This is a genomic window from Runella sp. CRIBMP, from assembly GCF_009905605.1.
Classification (GTDB): Bacteria; Bacteroidota; Bacteroidia; order Cytophagales; family Spirosomataceae; genus Runella.
In genome coordinates this window covers 22,254-39,039 of sequence record NZ_JAAAKZ010000022.1, presented here as the reverse complement: position 1 = coordinate 39,039, position 16,786 = coordinate 22,254, and the positions used below count along the sequence as shown (strand labels likewise).

General features: G+C 48.2%; 11 protein-coding genes. All 11 read left to right on the top strand.

Going from position 1 to position 16,786, the window contains the following annotated elements:
* Nucleotides 1–30 precede the first annotated feature (30 nt).
* The 11 genes from GVN20_RS26935 (at nucleotide 31) to GVN20_RS26890 (ending at nucleotide 16,775) form a co-directional block, all read left to right on the top strand.
* A complete protein-coding gene (locus GVN20_RS26935) occupies nucleotides 31–861 on the top strand; it encodes a chromate resistance protein ChrB domain-containing protein (RefSeq protein WP_166561323.1) in 831 nt (276 codons plus the stop codon).
* A gap of 78 nt (nucleotides 862–939) precedes the next feature.
* The gene (locus GVN20_RS26930) at nucleotides 940–2,091 is read left to right on the top strand and encodes a chromate transporter (RefSeq protein WP_166561322.1); all 1,152 of its coding nucleotides are present in this window, start codon (nucleotides 940–942) and stop codon (nucleotides 2,089–2,091) included.
* Between the two features lie 78 nt (nucleotides 2,092–2,169).
* Entirely contained in the window at nucleotides 2,170–2,694 is a 525-nt protein-coding gene (locus tag GVN20_RS26925; RefSeq protein WP_166561321.1) for a DUF2490 domain-containing protein, read from the top strand.
* Complete coding sequence (locus GVN20_RS29850; RefSeq protein WP_229599197.1) at nucleotides 2,691–2,909, top strand: hypothetical protein; 219 nt, start codon at nucleotides 2,691–2,693, stop codon at nucleotides 2,907–2,909. The genes GVN20_RS26925 and GVN20_RS29850 overlap by 4 nt, the downstream gene beginning before the upstream one ends.
* A gap of 48 nt (nucleotides 2,910–2,957) precedes the next feature.
* Nucleotides 2,958–3,413 (top strand): superoxide dismutase, encoded by a 456-nt coding sequence (locus GVN20_RS29845; protein ID WP_229599196.1) that lies wholly within the window; start codon nucleotides 2,958–2,960, stop codon nucleotides 3,411–3,413.
* A 1,040-nt stretch (nucleotides 3,414–4,453) separates the two neighbouring features.
* The gene (locus GVN20_RS26915) at nucleotides 4,454–7,489 is read left to right on the top strand and encodes a TonB-dependent receptor (RefSeq protein WP_166561320.1); all 3,036 of its coding nucleotides are present in this window, start codon (nucleotides 4,454–4,456) and stop codon (nucleotides 7,487–7,489) included.
* Nucleotides 7,490–7,517: 28 nt separating this feature from the next.
* A complete protein-coding gene (locus GVN20_RS26910; protein ID WP_166561319.1) occupies nucleotides 7,518–8,861 on the top strand; it encodes a RagB/SusD family nutrient uptake outer membrane protein in 1,344 nt (447 codons plus the stop codon).
* Nucleotides 8,862–8,932: 71 nt separating this feature from the next.
* Nucleotides 8,933–10,276 (top strand): DoxX family protein, encoded by a 1,344-nt coding sequence (locus GVN20_RS26905; protein WP_166561318.1) that lies wholly within the window; start codon nucleotides 8,933–8,935, stop codon nucleotides 10,274–10,276.
* A gap of 27 nt (nucleotides 10,277–10,303) precedes the next feature.
* The gene (locus GVN20_RS26900; protein WP_166561317.1) at nucleotides 10,304–11,992 is read left to right on the top strand and encodes a hypothetical protein; all 1,689 of its coding nucleotides are present in this window, start codon (nucleotides 10,304–10,306) and stop codon (nucleotides 11,990–11,992) included.
* A 106-nt stretch (nucleotides 11,993–12,098) separates the two neighbouring features.
* Nucleotides 12,099–15,275 (top strand): TonB-dependent receptor, encoded by a 3,177-nt coding sequence (locus GVN20_RS26895; RefSeq protein WP_166561316.1) that lies wholly within the window; start codon nucleotides 12,099–12,101, stop codon nucleotides 15,273–15,275.
* Between the two features lie 39 nt (nucleotides 15,276–15,314).
* Complete coding sequence (locus GVN20_RS26890) at nucleotides 15,315–16,775, top strand: RagB/SusD family nutrient uptake outer membrane protein (protein WP_166561315.1); 1,461 nt, start codon at nucleotides 15,315–15,317, stop codon at nucleotides 16,773–16,775.
* Nucleotides 16,776–16,786 lie beyond the last annotated feature (11 nt).

Here is a 16,786-nt window from a genome sequence, read left to right as displayed (position 1 = left end):
TTTTTTAGGTAGTATCTTCTTTGTGAATCTATGAAATGGATTACCCGTGCACGCCCCAAAATTGACCGCATCGCCTGCCCATGGCTCATCCGAAAATTCATTGATCCTGCGGCCGAATTTATCTTTGTACCTTTCGATGAAGTCCTTTCCCAAGCTAAAGCACTTAACGCCATTCCATTTGATGTACCGAACGTCGAGCTGACTCACTACGGCGATAAATGTACCTTCGATTGCCTCATTGAAAAATACGTCATTCAGGATACTGCCGTGCATATCATGGCGGCGGTGGTAAGGGGAGCCGATACGGACCGCCACGAATTGGCGGCAGAAGCGGCGGGTTTGTGGGCAATTTCTGCAGGACTTGCGTACAACTTTACGGACGACTACGCACTGTTGGAACAGGGAATGATACTCTATGATGCCCTGTACAGTTGGGCAACTCACTTACATGGAATCAAACATTTGCAGACTCCTTTTGAAGATTTGTTGGTCAATATTGTAAAAAAAGCATTTGCGGAAAGCCCTTCCAGACGCAAACCGGCGTGGGCGATTACGCTTAAAAACATAATTCAGGACCAGATTGATACGCAGTTGTCGCTCAAAGATATTTCCAAAGAACTGGACATCAATCCCGCTTATTTGTCTAGGGAGTTTTCCAAGTATTTTGAAAACGTCAGCTATGGTGAATACATCCGCAAACTCCGCATCGAAAAAGCCCTTGATCTGTTAGAGAACTCTGACCACACCCTGACGGAAATTGCGTACTTAACTGGCTTCTCGGATCAAAGCCACTTTACCCGAATTTTCAAAAAAACAATGGGTGAGAACGCCTCTTCTTATCGAAAAACCAAAAAAAAGTAAAGAATATACAAAAGGTAAGTTTTGTTCTATTTTGGGAAATCGGTTTAGTAAAACTTTACCCGAAAATTACATAGAACGATGACAGTACAGTATTCACTGAAAGACTTAACGTTTTACTTTCTAAAACTCGGCTATGCAGGTTTTGGCGGACCTGTGGCGTTGGTAGGCTACATGCACAAAGATTTGGTGGAACATCGTCAGTGGATTTCAGAAGAAGAATATAAAAACGGATTGGCGTTGGCGCAACTTGCTCCTGGGCCCTTGGCGGCACAATTGAGCATTTATCTGGGCTATGTGCATTATGGAGTCTTGGGGGCCACGCTCGTTGGGACTGCTTTTGTACTTCCTTCATTTATGATGGTGCTTTTGCTGGGCATTGCCTACCAGCAATTCGGCGGGCTACCGTGGATGCAGTCGGTTTTTTACGGCATTGGGGCAGCGGCTATCGGAATTATTGCCCTAAGTTCGTACAAACTCACCCCAAAATCTATTGGAAAATTTACGCTTATCTCCTTGAAAACCAATTGGCTACTTTGGTCGTTTTTTTTAGGGGCTTGTACGGTTACGTTTATTACCAAACAAGAACAGGTATTGCTTTTTGTAGCGGCAGGTTTGTTGTACATGTTTGTCAAAAATCCGCCCAAAATACCTTCAAACGCAGCCCAAGGATTGGTATTCTTACAAATAGATTTTTGGCAATATGAATCGACGACGCTGTGGAAAATTGCCCTTTTCTTTGCCAAAGCGGGAGCTTTCGTATTCGGAAGCGGCTTGGCGATTGTACCCTTTTTACACGCTGGGGTCGTGGAGGAATACGGCTGGCTCAACGAGCAACAGTTTCTGGACGCCGTGGCGGTAGCGATGATTACACCTGGACCCGTTGTCATTACTGTCGCTTTTATTGGGTATTTGGTCAATGGTTTCTGGGGGGCGTGCGTAGCGGCTTTGGCTACCTTTTTACCCTGCTATCTCTTTACGATTTTACCCGCTCCGTATTTTCAGAAAATCGCTAAAAATAAATCTATCAAAGCGTTTGTGGATGGCATCACGGCGGCAGTGGTGGGCGCATTGGTGGGAGCGGTGTTGGTCATTGCCAGGCAAAGCATCATTGACATCCCAACGGCACTCATCGCCGTGGCGGCAATGTTAGCCTTGATTTACGTCAAAAAAATAAAAGAGCCGTACATCATCATTGCCGCGGCGGCAGTCGGATATTTACTAAAATTATAGGATCAAACCCATATCATTCATAATTATTGATCAATGAAAAAAAATCGTACCTTTTTTGCTTATTGACAAGTGCTGTTTTTGCCCAAACTTCCCACTGATGAACAGCAAGTTTGGGCAAGGTACTTCAATCAAACCCGCCTTTCGGACAAATGGGGACTTTGGGGTGATTTCCATTTTCGTACCACCGATCACTTCATCAAAGAACCCTCAAAAGGCATCATTCGCCTGGGTTTGATGTATTGTTTCAAAGATGATCTGAAGTTTACAAACGGCTACGCCTTCATCAATCACTTTCCCGAGGAGGGTCACGCCAACGTTTCGATGCCCGAACACCGTATTTGGCACCAAATACAGTTGCACAACAAATACGGCAAAGTGCGTACCATGCAGTGGACGAATGTCTATGACGTATTCGAGCAAAACCGCCTTTTTGTGGGTTTGGACTATAATTTCAACAGTCATGCCCATGTGCAATTAGGCTATATGAATGTTTATCAGCAATTTGCAGCGGGCAGCAAATTCAAATATATACATTCTATACGGGTGTTTTTCTTCCAAAACTTAGATTTTTTGAAAACAATTAAACAAGCACTGAGACCATGAATCGTAATCAATTCCTTGCCAATACCGCCCTGCTGACGGGCGCAAGCCTCTTGAAAGGCAACGATGTTTTCAGTGCGAATCTTGCCGAAGGTGGCGACAAGCTTACCGACGAAACAGGGAAGTTTGTGTTGGGGGCGTTACCTTATTCAGACACGTTTTTAGAGCCTTTTATGCCCGCCGATGTGCTGAAATTGCACTACACGGCGCACCACTGAGGGGCGGTTACTACGGCCAACAAAGCCACGGGCCTGATAAAATCGGCCTTGGAATCAGGTAATTTTGAAGGCGTGGATTACTGGACAAAAAAACTCTCGCTCCACCTGTCGAGCCACGTGCTGCACACGATTTTCTGGACCAACATCACCAACAAAAAAAACGATCCCACGGGCGATTTGATGAAGCGCATTGAAAAAGATTTCGGTAGTTTCGATAGGATGAAAGTGCACTTGTCGCACCACTCCAAAAACGTGGACGGCAACGGTTGGGGGCTATTGGGCTACCATCCTGCCAGCAACCGCTTGATGATTTTGGAGGTTGAAAACCACGAAAAACTCACCGTATGGGGCATAGTGCCACTCATGGTGGTGGATGTATGGGAACATGCTTATTACCTCAAATACAAAAATAAGCGTGCCGACTTTGTGGATGAGTTGTTCAACTACATGAACTGGGACAATGCAGCCCAACGACTTGACGCGGCCCTTAAATTAACCAAATAAAAATGCGCTGCCCAAACTGGAAATTAACCCTCCGCAGGGTCAATTTCCAGTTTATTTTTGAACATCCACTCCTGATGAAGGCATTAGGCAAATCTATGCTTATCCTTACTGTCTTCTCTTTTGATTAGTTTGCTCATTGTTTTTTGCTCCAATGACATCAAATGAATATCGAAAGTACACTTTCGTAACAATGTACATTCATTGAGTTACCTACCGAGGCAATTACAATTGCCACTTTTTATTAGTCTACTGACTAATAGGACTTTATGCCGTAATGCCTGATATGCACTGTTGTGTATTTATGTACTTTCTGGACAACGGGATAAAATTTGGTACAATAGCCATAAAAAATTAAACATATAGTTATTTTAAGGGCTTTTTACACAAAAAACTCTCCTCATTTACTCTTGAATATATCCTATAAACAGATATGTTTTAGGGGTTATATTATTGAAAAAATTAAATTTTTTACTTGGTATTCTCGAAATGGATTTCTAACATTGCACCATCAAACAATACTTATCCAACCGAAGTTATAGTTTTTGTAATTTAAAGAAATACCAACTGCTACCTGTCTTCTTGTAAACCACCTGCACAAAGACAGAATGAGGTAAATACTTTCATCTAATTATTGATAAACATAGGTATATGAAAGTTAATACTCTTGATTCAAATCCGTCGACCAATGGTCAGACGAATAGGGTGGTATGGCTCTTAAAAGGAGACATCGATTGAAACCAGCAGGCCAACCTGCAACTATTCAAGCTCCCGTCCTGATTAAATAAATTTCCTTGGCGCATAACGTGGGCGACTGGCCGTTGCCGACGGTGGTTGTCTAATACGTGTCCAGTTGCTCCGTTATGCGCCAATTTACTATATATTTTCTATAGAATTAAATATAAAAACAATCAACTAAAGCCGATCCAGCGGCAACTGGACCGGCCGAGGTAAACAGACAAAGGGGCTCATTGGCAAATGACTCAGATAATCGTTTTCGGCGGTTATCTCACCCAATTATTTAATTTAACCAATACAAAGAAATGAAAAAAAAACTACTCCTGTGGGGTTTAGTTATTTGGTTTCCCATCCTATCCCAATCGCAAAATAACCCAGTCATCAACGCGACCCTAACGGGTAAAATCATTGATGCTAAAACAAGAGAGCCACTCATTGGGGCCGCAGTCCTCATCAAAGGAACCACCAACGGCGGGACTACAGACGTAGAAGGGCAGTTTTTCCTAAAAACGGGCCAAAAACTTCCTTTCATACTCGTAGTAAGCTTCATCGGATATGAACCAAAAGAAACAATCGTTGAGTCTAATACCGTCGAAATTGCCCTAAATCCTGATTCTAAACAGCTTTCGGAAGTCGTTGTCGTCGGTTATGGCTCCCTCGAACGTAAAAACCTGATTGGTTCAATTGCCAAGATTGACCCAAGCGACACTAAAACCATTCAGGCGGGCAGTTTTGATGCACAATTACAAGGTAAAGTCTCGGGCGTTCAAATCTCCTCCAATACGGGAGTGCCTGGCGAAGCAATTAATATCAGGGTAAGGGGCGCTACTTCCATCAACGCCGACAATGACCCGCTGTACGTCGTAGACGGCGTTTTTATCAACAACAACAGTCTGCAAACCATCGGTACTGGCGGAAAAGCCACGTCCCCTATTGCCGACCTGAATCCCAACGATATTGAAAGTATTGAAGTCCTTAAAGATGCTGAAGCGACCGCGCTTTATGGCTCACGCGGAGCCAACGGGGTCATTTTGATTACTACCAAGCGGGGCAGTTTTGAGCAAAAACCAAAGGTTAGTTTCAATGCTTCCTACGGACAGGCCAAAGCCACCAAACTCTGGGAGCTGACCACGGGGCCCGAGCACGCGCAGCTGGTCAATGAATGGTGGATCAACACGGGCAAAGATACGCCTTCGTTGAACCGGACCTTTGTCAACCGCCCCTTTCGGCCTGTCTCCGAAGGTGGCCGCGGACTGTCAGAAGAGCAGCAGACCTACGACCGCTTAGGCGAACTATTCCGCACATCCAGCCTTTCAAACTATGATTTATCTCTCGCAGGAGGAACTAAAACCACCAAATACTACATCGGTGGCGGGTTCAACAACCAGGAAGCGATCATCAAACCCATCAAATTCCAACGCGCCAGCTTCAAGGTCAATTTAGACCAGAAGGTCAACGATAAAATTCAGGTGGGTGTGAGCAACAGCTTTACCCGCACCTACCGCAATCAGGCCCGCGCTGGCGACGGCCCTGCGGGGGGATTGTTGCAAGCTGCTCTGCACACCCCTACGTATTTATCTCCCGTCAATGAGCAGGGTGTGTTGGTTGGCCGTGCTGGCTTTGATAACCTGACACTTTTATTAGATAATTATAACGTCAATTCTACCAGTCTGCGCTACATCGGAAACCTCTACGCCGATGCCGAACTGTTGCCTAATCTTAAATTCAGAAGCAGTTGGGGGATTGATTATAACAATTACAACGAATCAGAATACTGGAACAATCTGCTGATTTCGGGAAGCCCCAACGGATTGGCAACCTCGTCCATCACGCAGTTTACGACTTGGCTGAATGAGCAAACGCTGACCTACCGGAAGAAAATCGGCACGCAGCACTCGTTTGGGGTATTGATCGGAAACACCCTGCAAAGCGACCTGCAAACCCGCACCTACGCCGAAGGAAGAGGTTTTGCCAATAATCAGTTTACGCAGATATCATCCGCCGCCACCACGGCCGGCTCTCAAAGCTGGACCAAGAGCAATCTGGCGTCATTTTTCGGAAAAGTGGATTACAGTTTTGCGAGCAAATACCTGATCGATTTCAGCCTGCGCGCCGACGGTTCGTCCCGTTTCGGCAACAACCGCCAATGGGGCTACTTCCCGTCGGTCGGTCTGGCCTGGCGCGCCAAACAGGAATCCTTTCTGCGGGATGTCCAATGGCTGAACGACCTCAAGATCAGAAGCAGTGTCGGTATCACTGGAAACCAAAACGGCATCGGGAATTTTGCCTCTCAGGGCCTTTGGACGGGCGGAGCCTCGTATCAGGGAAGTGCAGGTATTGCTCCGCAACAACTCGGCAACTCAGACCTGCAATGGGAACGCACCCGTCAGTTTAACGTTGGGCTGGATGCATCCATACTGAATTCTCGCGTATCGTTTGAACTGAATTATTACAACAAATACACTTCCAACGGCCTGTTACAATTGGCATTGCCCGCCGCCACTGGTTTCAGCGGCTACTGGTCAAACGCCGCCGAGATCAGTAACAAAGGCTTTGAATTTGTGCTCAATACCGTCAATGTACGCAAAGGCTATTTCAACTGGACCACCAGTCTAAACATAGCGCAAAATGTCAACAACATTGAGAAACTCCCCAACCCGCTGCGCTACGGAAGTCGTGATCTGATCCTGCTTCAGGAAGGCACACCGATGTATTCGTTTTGGGTGTACAAAGAACTGGGCGTTAATCCGGAAACGGGTAATGTGATCTATGATGATGTCAACAAAGACGGACAAATTACGGTAGCCGACCGTCAGATTGTGGGTAGTATTTGGCCCAAACTCTTCGGTGGACTGACCAACAACCTGTCTTACAAAGGCTTTGACGTCAATTTCTTTTTCTCTTTCCAATACGGCAACGAAATATATAACCACAACCGCTTCTTCGGTGAAGGTGGTGGTGCCCGCGATGCTGCCCGGGTGATTCTGGCGAGCAACAACGACCGCTGGCAAAAACCTGGCGACATCACCGATACGCCTCGACCCGACGGTGTCAACGTCAACAACTATCGCGATGGTGGCAGCCGCTGGTTGGAAGACGGCTCTTTCCTGCGCCTGCGCTCGCTCAATATCGGTTACACCCTTCCCAAGGCCGTGACCCGGAAAATCGGTGCGGAATCCCTACGGGTGTATGTGGCAGGAACCAACCTTTTTTTATTGACCAAATACACGGGGCTTGACCCAGAGTCGAGCGCGAGTAGTGACCAAAACCAGCAGGGAATTGATTTGGGAACCCCTCCGCAGCCATTGGGTGTACAAGTTGGAGTCAATATCTCTTTGTAATTCAGTTATGTACAAATTCATTAAAGCAATGAAAGTAACAAAATATATTCTGTCAGTGTCATTGATAACAGTACTGGTAAGCTGTGATTCCTTTCTGGACGTAAAGCCCAAAGAATCCATTTCTGACGTGGTAACCATCGTAGATCGAACCTCTGCCGAAACAGCCATCAGAGGTGTGTATAGTGCCTTGGCCGATGGGGGCTATTATGGGACAAGTTTTCAGTCGATAGGCTATCTTTCAGGCGACAATATTGTTTGGACTGGCTCCCAATCGCAGGTGCAGGAGTTTATCAATAAAAGAGTAAATGCTGATAACTCCACCATCAGCGGAGCATGGATTGCGATTTATCGGACCATTAACCGCGCCAACAATGTTATTGAAAAAGTGGCGACTGTCACGGATCCGCAACTCACACAGGCGCTGAAAAATCAGTACATTGGCGAGGCGTATTTCATCCGTGCGTTGGCCTATTTTGATTTGGCCCGCACGTGGGGCGGCGTACCGCTGATCACCAAGCCCACCGTTAACCCTACCGATAATGTGGGCATCGCCCGCAGCAGTCAGGCCGAAACCTACGCGCAGGTGTTGAAAGATCTGGAGGCCGCCGAGCCGCTTCTTCCCGCCACGACCGATCGCTACCGTGCTACGCGCAAAACCGTGTGGGCACTCCGTGCACGCTATCATTTGTACCAAAAAGAATGGGTAAAAGCAGAAGAATATGCCGACAAGGTGATTACCGACGCAACTAATTACCGACTATTAAAGCCATTCAGCGCGTTTTTTGCCAACGACGCCCGAGGCACTGCCGAATCCGTCTTTGAAATTTTCTACAACGGTACCACCGAAGTAAACGGTCACCGAGGACAATGGCAACCCCAGACCAACGGCGGTACGCGTCAGTGGGCACCCAACGACGCACTGGTCACGCTGCTCAATAACCCCGCCGTGGGCGGAACGCGCAGCTCGTTGGTGGCCAAAGACAACCAAAACCGCTGGTACGGAAATCTGTATTACCGCAACCCGGCTTCAGACCCTTCTTATATTCTTAGGGCAGCAGAACTGTACCTGATTAGGGCGGAAGCCAGGGCGCAACAGGACAAACTGACCGTAGGGCTGGCGGATTTGAATGCCGTTCGTGATCGTGCTGGTGTGGTAGCAAGTGCCGCTGCTACTAAAGATGAATTGCTGTTGGCCATTGAGAATGAGCGTCGTATTGAGTTTGCACTGGAGCCGCACCGGTGGTTTGACATTGTTCGTACGGGTCGGGCAGCAGCCGTCTTCGGTGTTACGGACGCAAATCGCCTGCTGTTACCCATTCCGGTACAGCAACTTTTATCGGACAAAGCATTGACTCAAAACCCTGGTTATTAAAGACTTTAAACATTTGGAAAGTTTCGAAAACTATCCAGGTCTATCCTTTCATACTCAACATTTTTACAAAGATGACCAACAGGAATAAAATCATTTTGGATTCGACGTGGTCGAATACGGAAAAGGCGGTCTTCCGGTTTTTTGCGCTGTACTTTTTCATTCAGGTGTTGCCGCTGGATGCTCGATTCTTTAAAAATTTGGGAACAATAAATTGGTTTAGTATCAGTTACCGTGACATATTTTATTTGTCACGGTACTCCCCCTCATTTGCTGGGGCGGATACTTTTCTCAATTGGCTCATTGTGGCAGCATTGGCGGGCATAGGCGCGGTGATTTGGTCGCTTCGCGATACCTCAAAAACCGATTACGACCGCCTGTACTACTGGGTTCGGGTGCTCGTTAGGTATCGGTTGGCCATTGGCGTTATTGCTTATGGATTTATCAAGTTGTTTCCATTACAGGCACCGTTGCCTTCTATCAGTAATTTGAATACTAATTACGGAGATTTCACGGCTTGGAAGCTGTTTTCGTTGGGTTTGGGGGTCGTTCCAAATTCCCAATCCTTTCTCGGCTTGGTCGAAATCATTGGCGGTCTACTACTGCTCAATCGCAAAACCACCACCATCGGGACGTTAATCATCATTCCGTTTACGGGTAATGTGTTTGTTTCTAACATCGCCTATGAAGGTGGCGAATACGTTTACAGTTTTTATCTGATCACCCTAGCCCTATTTCTTTTTGCATACGACGGCCTGCGGTTGTTCAATTTATTCTCCCTAGAACAAGCCACCGCCCCTGCACATTTCAAGCCTGTTTTTTCAGAGAAAGGGCAAAAAGCTCGCTTAGCGCTCAAAACCGCCTTTATATTTTTTTTCGTGGCATTGTATGGATATAAAACCTACGCGGGATACCGCCAAGGTCCTTATCAATTTCCGCAAAAAGCAGGATTGCCCAAAACCGAAGGCCTTTATAACGTAAGTGAATTCAAATTAAACGATACCATTTTACCCTACTCTAAAACGGATGCTAATCGCTGGCAAGATGTGGTATTTGAAAAATGGAATACTGTCAGCATCAAGTCCAATCGTCCGGTGATTTTGGAGGTGACCACCACTGAAGAAATCCACCGGAACGATGAAGACCGTGATTATGAATACGCGGGCTCGCAGGGGCGGCATTATTATAGCTACGAAGTGGATACTAAAAAGCAGGTGCTACACCTCAAAAATCGCAACAAAAACCACGCAAACGAAACCCTGACGCTGCACTTTTCACAGCCCAACGACTCTACCATCGTGCTGAAGGGAGTCAATGAGCGCCAAGATTCTTTGACGGCGGTCCTGAAGAAAATCAACAAAAAATACCTGATGTTTGAAGCTCAAAAAACAGGGCGTCGGCGCGGTCTGAAACTCTAATCTCTACGTTTAAAATCTTTTCAAACAATGGCTAAGACATTGAAAATTACTTCTGAACGACTGGATTTAGGAATGAGTGCGCCTTCCTCCGCGACAACTTCCTCATCGGCCGAACCTTTCCCCCAATACCTCGAACCAAGTACTGTTTCCGAATGGAAACCCTGGCAAAAGGTGCTGTTCCGAATTGCGTTCGTGTTTTTTGTCAGCATGTCGCTGCCCAATAACTTGGACTGGTACAAAGAGGTTTTGACTTTTGATTGGCTTCACCTACATTACCGCGACCTATACGATGTAGCGCGTTTTGGCTCTGGCCTGAATTTTTTCGGTAACACCCTTTTCGGCAGCAATCTCAACGGCTATGCCGTATGGATCATCACCCTGATCTTTGCCACCGTGCTAGGCTTCATTTGGACTGGGATTGCGATCTATCGTCAAAAGGAAAGAGCCGAGTATAACCTGCTGTATTACTGGCTAAAGGTCATCGTGCGCTACCGGGCGGGCATCGGCATCATCGGATTTGGGTTTACCAAATTGACCCCTACGCAGCTTCCGTATCCTTCGTGGGGGATTCTGAATACCAATTTCGGTGACCTGACCCTGCAAAAAATCTATTGGCTTTCCATCGGCATTGTGCCTTGGTATGAAGTATTTACAGGAGTAGTGGAAGTATTGGCAGGAGCATTTTTATTCTTCCGCGCTACTACATTTTGGGGGGCAATTCTACTTTTTGGTGCCTTGGCCGACATTGTGTACGTCAATTTCGCCTACGACGGCGGTGTGCACGTGTACAGTTCCTATTTTGTGTTGTTTTCGGCTTTTTTGTTGGTGGATTATATTCCCAAACTCTACAATCTGCTGATTTTGGAAAAATATACCTTCCCAAATACCTACTATCCAGTGTTTTCGGAGGCTTGGCAGCGCGTGACGCGCATTACCCTCAAAACCGCGACCATTATCATTTTTTTGCCCGTATTTACGTATTTGGCGGTGGTTAATTTCCTGTACGATCCCTACAAACAGCCGGCGCTCAAAGGTATCCCCGAACTGCGCGGCAATTATAACGTGACCGAATTTAAGTTAAACAATCAGGTCATTCCGTACTCGCCCTTGGATACGGTTCGCTGGCAGCAGGCCACGTTTGAAAAATGGACTACGCTTACATTCAAAGTTAATAAGCCCGTGGAACTGGACCTCTCGAACGGCGGCGGCGCTCCTATGCGCGACATCAACCGCACATTTGAGCTGACTGGAGTCGCTGGGGGGCAGCGCGTCTTCTATTACGAAGCAGATACAGTCCATAAGACCCTGTACCTGCAGGATAAAAATCGCGGAAACCGTCAGGAAGGGCGTGAGTTCCTGGGCAACCGAACCGATTTTGGCGGCGACGGGCGCACAAATGCCGCCGCTAAAAAGAAAGGCGAAAAGCCCAAAGAAGACAACTGGATTCCGAAAGAAGTCCTGGCCATCATCGGGCCAGAAGACCCTAAGATCGAATCCATTGCCCGTTCTACACGACGCACCAAGGGAATTCAGGCGGAATCCCGCCCCGCCAAACGTCACCGCATGGTGCTGAACTATGAAGTGCTGAACGGCGGTGCGCGGGTGATTCTGTCGGGCATCAACGAAAACAAAGACTCCATTAGGGTAGTGCTTGACCGCTACAACAAAAAATATGCCTTGTCGAGAAGTACGCTCGAAGCCGGAAAATACGATTGATGCACTTCAACAACTTCTATAAATACCCCTGCTTTCCGGACGTCAATGTTTGGAAAGCAGACCATTACTTACCACAAAATACATATTAGTTATTAATGAAATACGTATGAAAATCAGAACACTACCCATTATTATTCTTTTAGTGGCAAGCACGGCCTTATCGGCGTTTGCTCAATTAAAAGCAATTTCAGGAACCATCCGAGACCAAGAGGCTGGAGAGCCGTTACCAGGGGTTTCGGTCATTATCAAAGGGACCACCAACGGGACCATTTCGGACCAGCAGGGAAATTTCAAACTTAATGCGCCCGAAAGCGCAACCCTCATTTTTTCGTTTATCGGTTATACTTCAATCGAAAAAATTGTTGGTAATCAATCTACTTTTTCTATCGGCTTAAAATCAAACACCAAACAACTAAACGAGGTACGCGTTGTAGGCTATGGAACGCAAACCAAAGCCGAATTTACGGGTTCTGCGGTACGCATCACTGGCGATGTGGTCAAAGAGCAACCAGTACAGAGCTTTGACCAGGCCTTGCAGGGAAGGGCTGCCGGGGTAAGCATCGCGCAGCCCAACGGTGTCCTCAACAACCCGCCTGTGATTCGTATCCGGGGGGTCAACTCTATTTCATTGAGCTCTTATCCGCTGGTAGTTGTAGACGGGATCCCCATCAATACCGGAAACGTCTCGACCAGTACGGCCGTGCCCAACAATCCACTTGGCGATATTAACCCCGCTGATATTGAGTCAATTGATGTATTAAAAGATGCCGCCTCCACGTCCATTTACGGCTCGCGGGCCGCAGCGGGTGTATTGCTCATCACGACCAAACGGGGCAAAGCTGGCAAGCCGCGCATCACCTACGAGACTTGGGCGGGCGTGTCGGACGTGGTCCGTTTGCCAGAATTGTTGAATGCCGAGCAATACATCGCCATCAAAAACGAAGCTGTGCTGAATGCCAAAATATTGGGGGGCAATGCCACTAACGATAAAGTTGCATCGGCACTGTTTTTCCCCAATTATGACGAAAACAAAAATCCGATTGATACCCGTTGGTACGATTACATCTACCGCACGGGAACTTCCCAAAACCATAATGTAAGTATTTCGGGAGGAACGCCGAGCACTTCGTATTATTTCTCGGCCAATTACACCAAGCAAAACGGCTTTTTGGTCGGCAATGAATTCAACCGAAAATCGGTTCGTTTCAACATCGATCAGGAAATCACGAATTGGCTGAAATTAAAAGGGAGCGTTTCCTATAATTCAAGCTACAACGAATCGCCTTATGCCGGGTCGCTGCCCAATTCCAACTTCTTTCTGGTGGGAGCGGCTCGTCTGGCCATTGCGCTGCCGCCCAACGTGGCAGCCTTCAATCCCGACGGCTCGTACAACATCAACCCCGCCGCTCCCAACACCATCGGCATGGGTAACAACCAAGTGGTAAGCAACTGGGGTAACCCCGTAGCGCTGCTGCGCGAAAACCGCTATACGTCCGAAAATGACCGCATCATCGGCAGTTTCTCGGCGGTAGCCAAGCTGCTCAAAAACCTTGATTTTACGACCTCTTATTCCGTAGACCGGCTCCGTACCGACAACGTCAGCTTCGACAGTGCCATTCAGGGAAACGGGTTTTCAAGTCGAGGAAACGCCACTAACACCACCGCACTCCGCGACAACTGGAACTGGACTAACACCCTTTCGTACAACACTGCGTTTGGGGCAAAGCACTCGCTTTCGGCTTTGTTGGGATATGACCTGCAAAAATTCAACAACAACGCTTGGGGGGCTTCCCGCACCCAAACATCGGACTCCTTCTTTGATAATTATCAGGGCAACTGGGGAGCTATTTCCGCCACGGGCAATGACATCAGCGAGCGCGCCTTTTTATCGTATTTTGCCCGTTTAAGCTATGACTTCGGCAAAAAATACTTCGTCACCATCAATGCCCGACGTGACGGAAACTCGGCCCTGGGCAGCGGCCGAAAATACGGAAACTTCGGCGGCGTGTCGGCAGGCTGGGCGCTGTCAGAAGAAGAGTTTTACAAAACCTCTCCCCTTTCCGCCGTTCTGAGCAACGTCAAACTCCGCGCCAGCTGGGGGCGTGTCGGCAACGGAAACCTGAGCGATGCCTACAGTTCGTTGGAATTGTACAGCGGCTCTTTGTACGGAAATGCGCCAACCTGGGCCATTTCGCAAGCAGGAAATCCGAACTTAGGCTGGGAAACCAGCAACCAAACCAACATCGGGGCGGATTTGGGCTTTTGGAACGACCGCATTCAGGTAGAATTGACGTACTTCAACAACGACGTGGACGGTCTGATCCTGAGCGCGCCGCAGGCGGTTTCCAAAGGAATTCCAGGCAACGCTATTTTGGGTAACGTAGGCTCAATGTACAACCGGGGAATCGAATTGGGCATCACTGGCAATGTACTGCGTAAGGGAGACTTCTCGTGGAATACCTCGTTGAATTTCACCAAATTAACCAATAAAGTAACCGCCCTCGCCGACGGAAGTACCGACATTGTGGGCACCACCCACGTATCCTACGAAACCACTAATATCACCCGCGTCGGGTATTCAGTCGGCAGTTTGTACGGTGCCAAAACGGCGGGTGTCAACCCAGAAAACGGCCAACGGATCTTCATCAATGCCAAGGGAGAAAAAGTGCAGTACAGCCAAGTCGTGCTGCCGGGTCAAAGTCAGTGGACCTACCTCGACGGCACCAAAGCTGCGGCCATCACTGGAGCAGATTATTACCTCATCGGCAATGCCATTCCTACATGGTACGGTGGATTCGGTAACACTCTCAAGTACAAAAACTTCGATTTGGGCATCAACTTCTCGTTCTCGGGCGGCAACCTGATCATGAACGGAACGCGCGCTACGTTACTTGACCAACGGGCTTATAACAACTCCACCGAGATCCTGAAACGCTGGCAAAAACCAGGCGACATCACCGACATTCCCCGCTTGGTCTACAACGACCAATTGTCGAGTGGCTCGTCGTTTCCCGTTTCCACCAATGCCGAAAAAGCGGATTTTCTGCGCCTACAAAATGCGTCATTGGGCTACCGAATTCCCGCCAATCCCGTGTTTACTAAGATCGGACTCAGCACGGTGCGCGTCTACGCCCAGGGCTCCAACCTGTTTTTGCTGACGCCTTATACGGGCACCGACCCCGAATCATCGGTCAACGGCAACTCCAACACTACTCCGGGTGTCGAGAAGAACTCAGTGGGTCAGGCCCGGACATTCACCTTCGGCCTCAACGTAAGTTTTTAATCATAAGCCATTATCAGAACGTATAACGAAATCAAGCGTATGAAAAGAGTACACACATATCCAACCGTTCGTCGTATCCCCGGCGCTTTGTGCGTGGGGCTATTGCTCACCATCTCAAGCTGCGACGACCAAACATTATTGAACCCTGCCCCCGAAACTTCCATCAGCGGAGCCAATGCGTTCGACACCCCCGATCGTATTTTGGGATTGGTCAACGGAATCTATAAATCCGTCAAAAGCGGAAACTTTTACGGCGGCAATTATTACATCTACACCGAAGCCCGGGGGGAAGAATTCATCAACCGCACCAGCAATACCTTCACGGCCTTTGAGGCGTGGAACCAAACCTTAAATTCAGGCTCCAACTTTGTGGCTGGGTTTTGGTCGGCGGCGTACACGTCCATCAATAATGCCAACATTCTCATCAAAGGTCTGACCGACAATCCCACCAAGGTAAGTGCCGCGCTGACCAAGCAGTACATCGCCGAAGCCAAGTTTCTGCGGGCATTGAGTTATTACAGTTTGGTAACGCTCTACGCCCGTCCCTACAACGAAAACAAGGGCACTTCGCCAGGTTTACCGCTGCGGTTGCAGGCCGAAACCAACACCGCCAACAATGACCTCAAACGCAGCACCGTGGCCGAGGTATACGCTCAGATCATCAAAGACCTCGACGAAGCCGAAGCAGACCTTCCGCTCAATTACGCTTCTGCCCTGCTGAATACCACCCGTGCGCACCGCAACACCGCCATTGCGCTCAAAACCCGTGTGTACCTCAACAGCGGCAACTACGCCAAAGTGATCGAGGAAGCGAAAAAGATCGTGTCGACGGGAGCACCTTTTGCCGCTTCGTCGGGAGTAGCGCATAAGCTGCAAAACATCGTGGAAATTTTCACCACCAACTACACCAGCACCGAGTCGATCCTGTCGGTACCGATGACGGAATTGGACAACGTCGGCGGACAATCTTCTTTTCCGTACGTGTACAATGCCAATTCAGAATACAACCTGAACCCAACGGGAATCTGGGGCGATACCGAATGGAAATCCACTGACTTGCGGCGCACGTTTGCGCGAACCGCTTCGGGCGTTCAGTTTTTGACCAAATACAACAAACCTTCGCCGTTTTTGGACTATCTCCCCATTATCAGATATTCGGAAGTGCTGCTCAACTACGCCGAAGCTGCCGCCCGCACGGGCGATGTCGCCAAAGCCACGGAGTTGCTGAAGGCCGTTCGGAATCGCTCCGATGCCGCCTATGTATTCCCCGCAAGCGCCCTCGAAACACCCACGGCCCTGGTCAATACCATTTTGAAAGAGCGTCGAATCGAGCTGTTGGGCGAAGGCTTCCGCTCCAACGACCTGCTGCGCAATCTGTTGCCCCTGCCTGCTAAAGCGAGCAGTGCCCTGAGCGCTCCGGAAGTGAAACCTACGGACGTGAATTACATTTTGCCATTGCCCAACGTAGAGATCGTTACCAACAAAAAATTACTGGACTGATTCCACAAAAA

What these genes read in the sequence shown, in the direction of transcription:
- GVN20_RS26935 (WP_166561323.1), top strand. Translation starts at nt 31, where the DNA reads ATGAAATGGATTACCCGTGCACGCCCCAAAATTGACCGCATCGCCTGC.
- GVN20_RS26930 (WP_166561322.1), top strand. Translation starts at nt 940, where the DNA reads ATGACAGTACAGTATTCACTGAAAGACTTAACGTTTTACTTTCTAAAA.
- GVN20_RS29850 (WP_229599197.1), top strand. Translation starts at nt 2,691, where the DNA reads ATGAATCGTAATCAATTCCTTGCCAATACCGCCCTGCTGACGGGCGCA.
- GVN20_RS26915 (WP_166561320.1), top strand. Translation starts at nt 4,454, where the DNA reads ATGAAAAAAAAACTACTCCTGTGGGGTTTAGTTATTTGGTTTCCCATC.
- GVN20_RS26910 (WP_166561319.1), top strand. Translation starts at nt 7,518, where the DNA reads ATGAAAGTAACAAAATATATTCTGTCAGTGTCATTGATAACAGTACTG.
- GVN20_RS26905 (WP_166561318.1), top strand. Translation starts at nt 8,933, where the DNA reads ATGACCAACAGGAATAAAATCATTTTGGATTCGACGTGGTCGAATACG.
- GVN20_RS26900 (WP_166561317.1), top strand. Translation starts at nt 10,304, where the DNA reads ATGGCTAAGACATTGAAAATTACTTCTGAACGACTGGATTTAGGAATG.
- GVN20_RS26895 (WP_166561316.1), top strand. Translation starts at nt 12,099, where the DNA reads ATGAAAATCAGAACACTACCCATTATTATTCTTTTAGTGGCAAGCACG.
- GVN20_RS26890 (WP_166561315.1), top strand. Translation starts at nt 15,315, where the DNA reads ATGAAAAGAGTACACACATATCCAACCGTTCGTCGTATCCCCGGCGCT.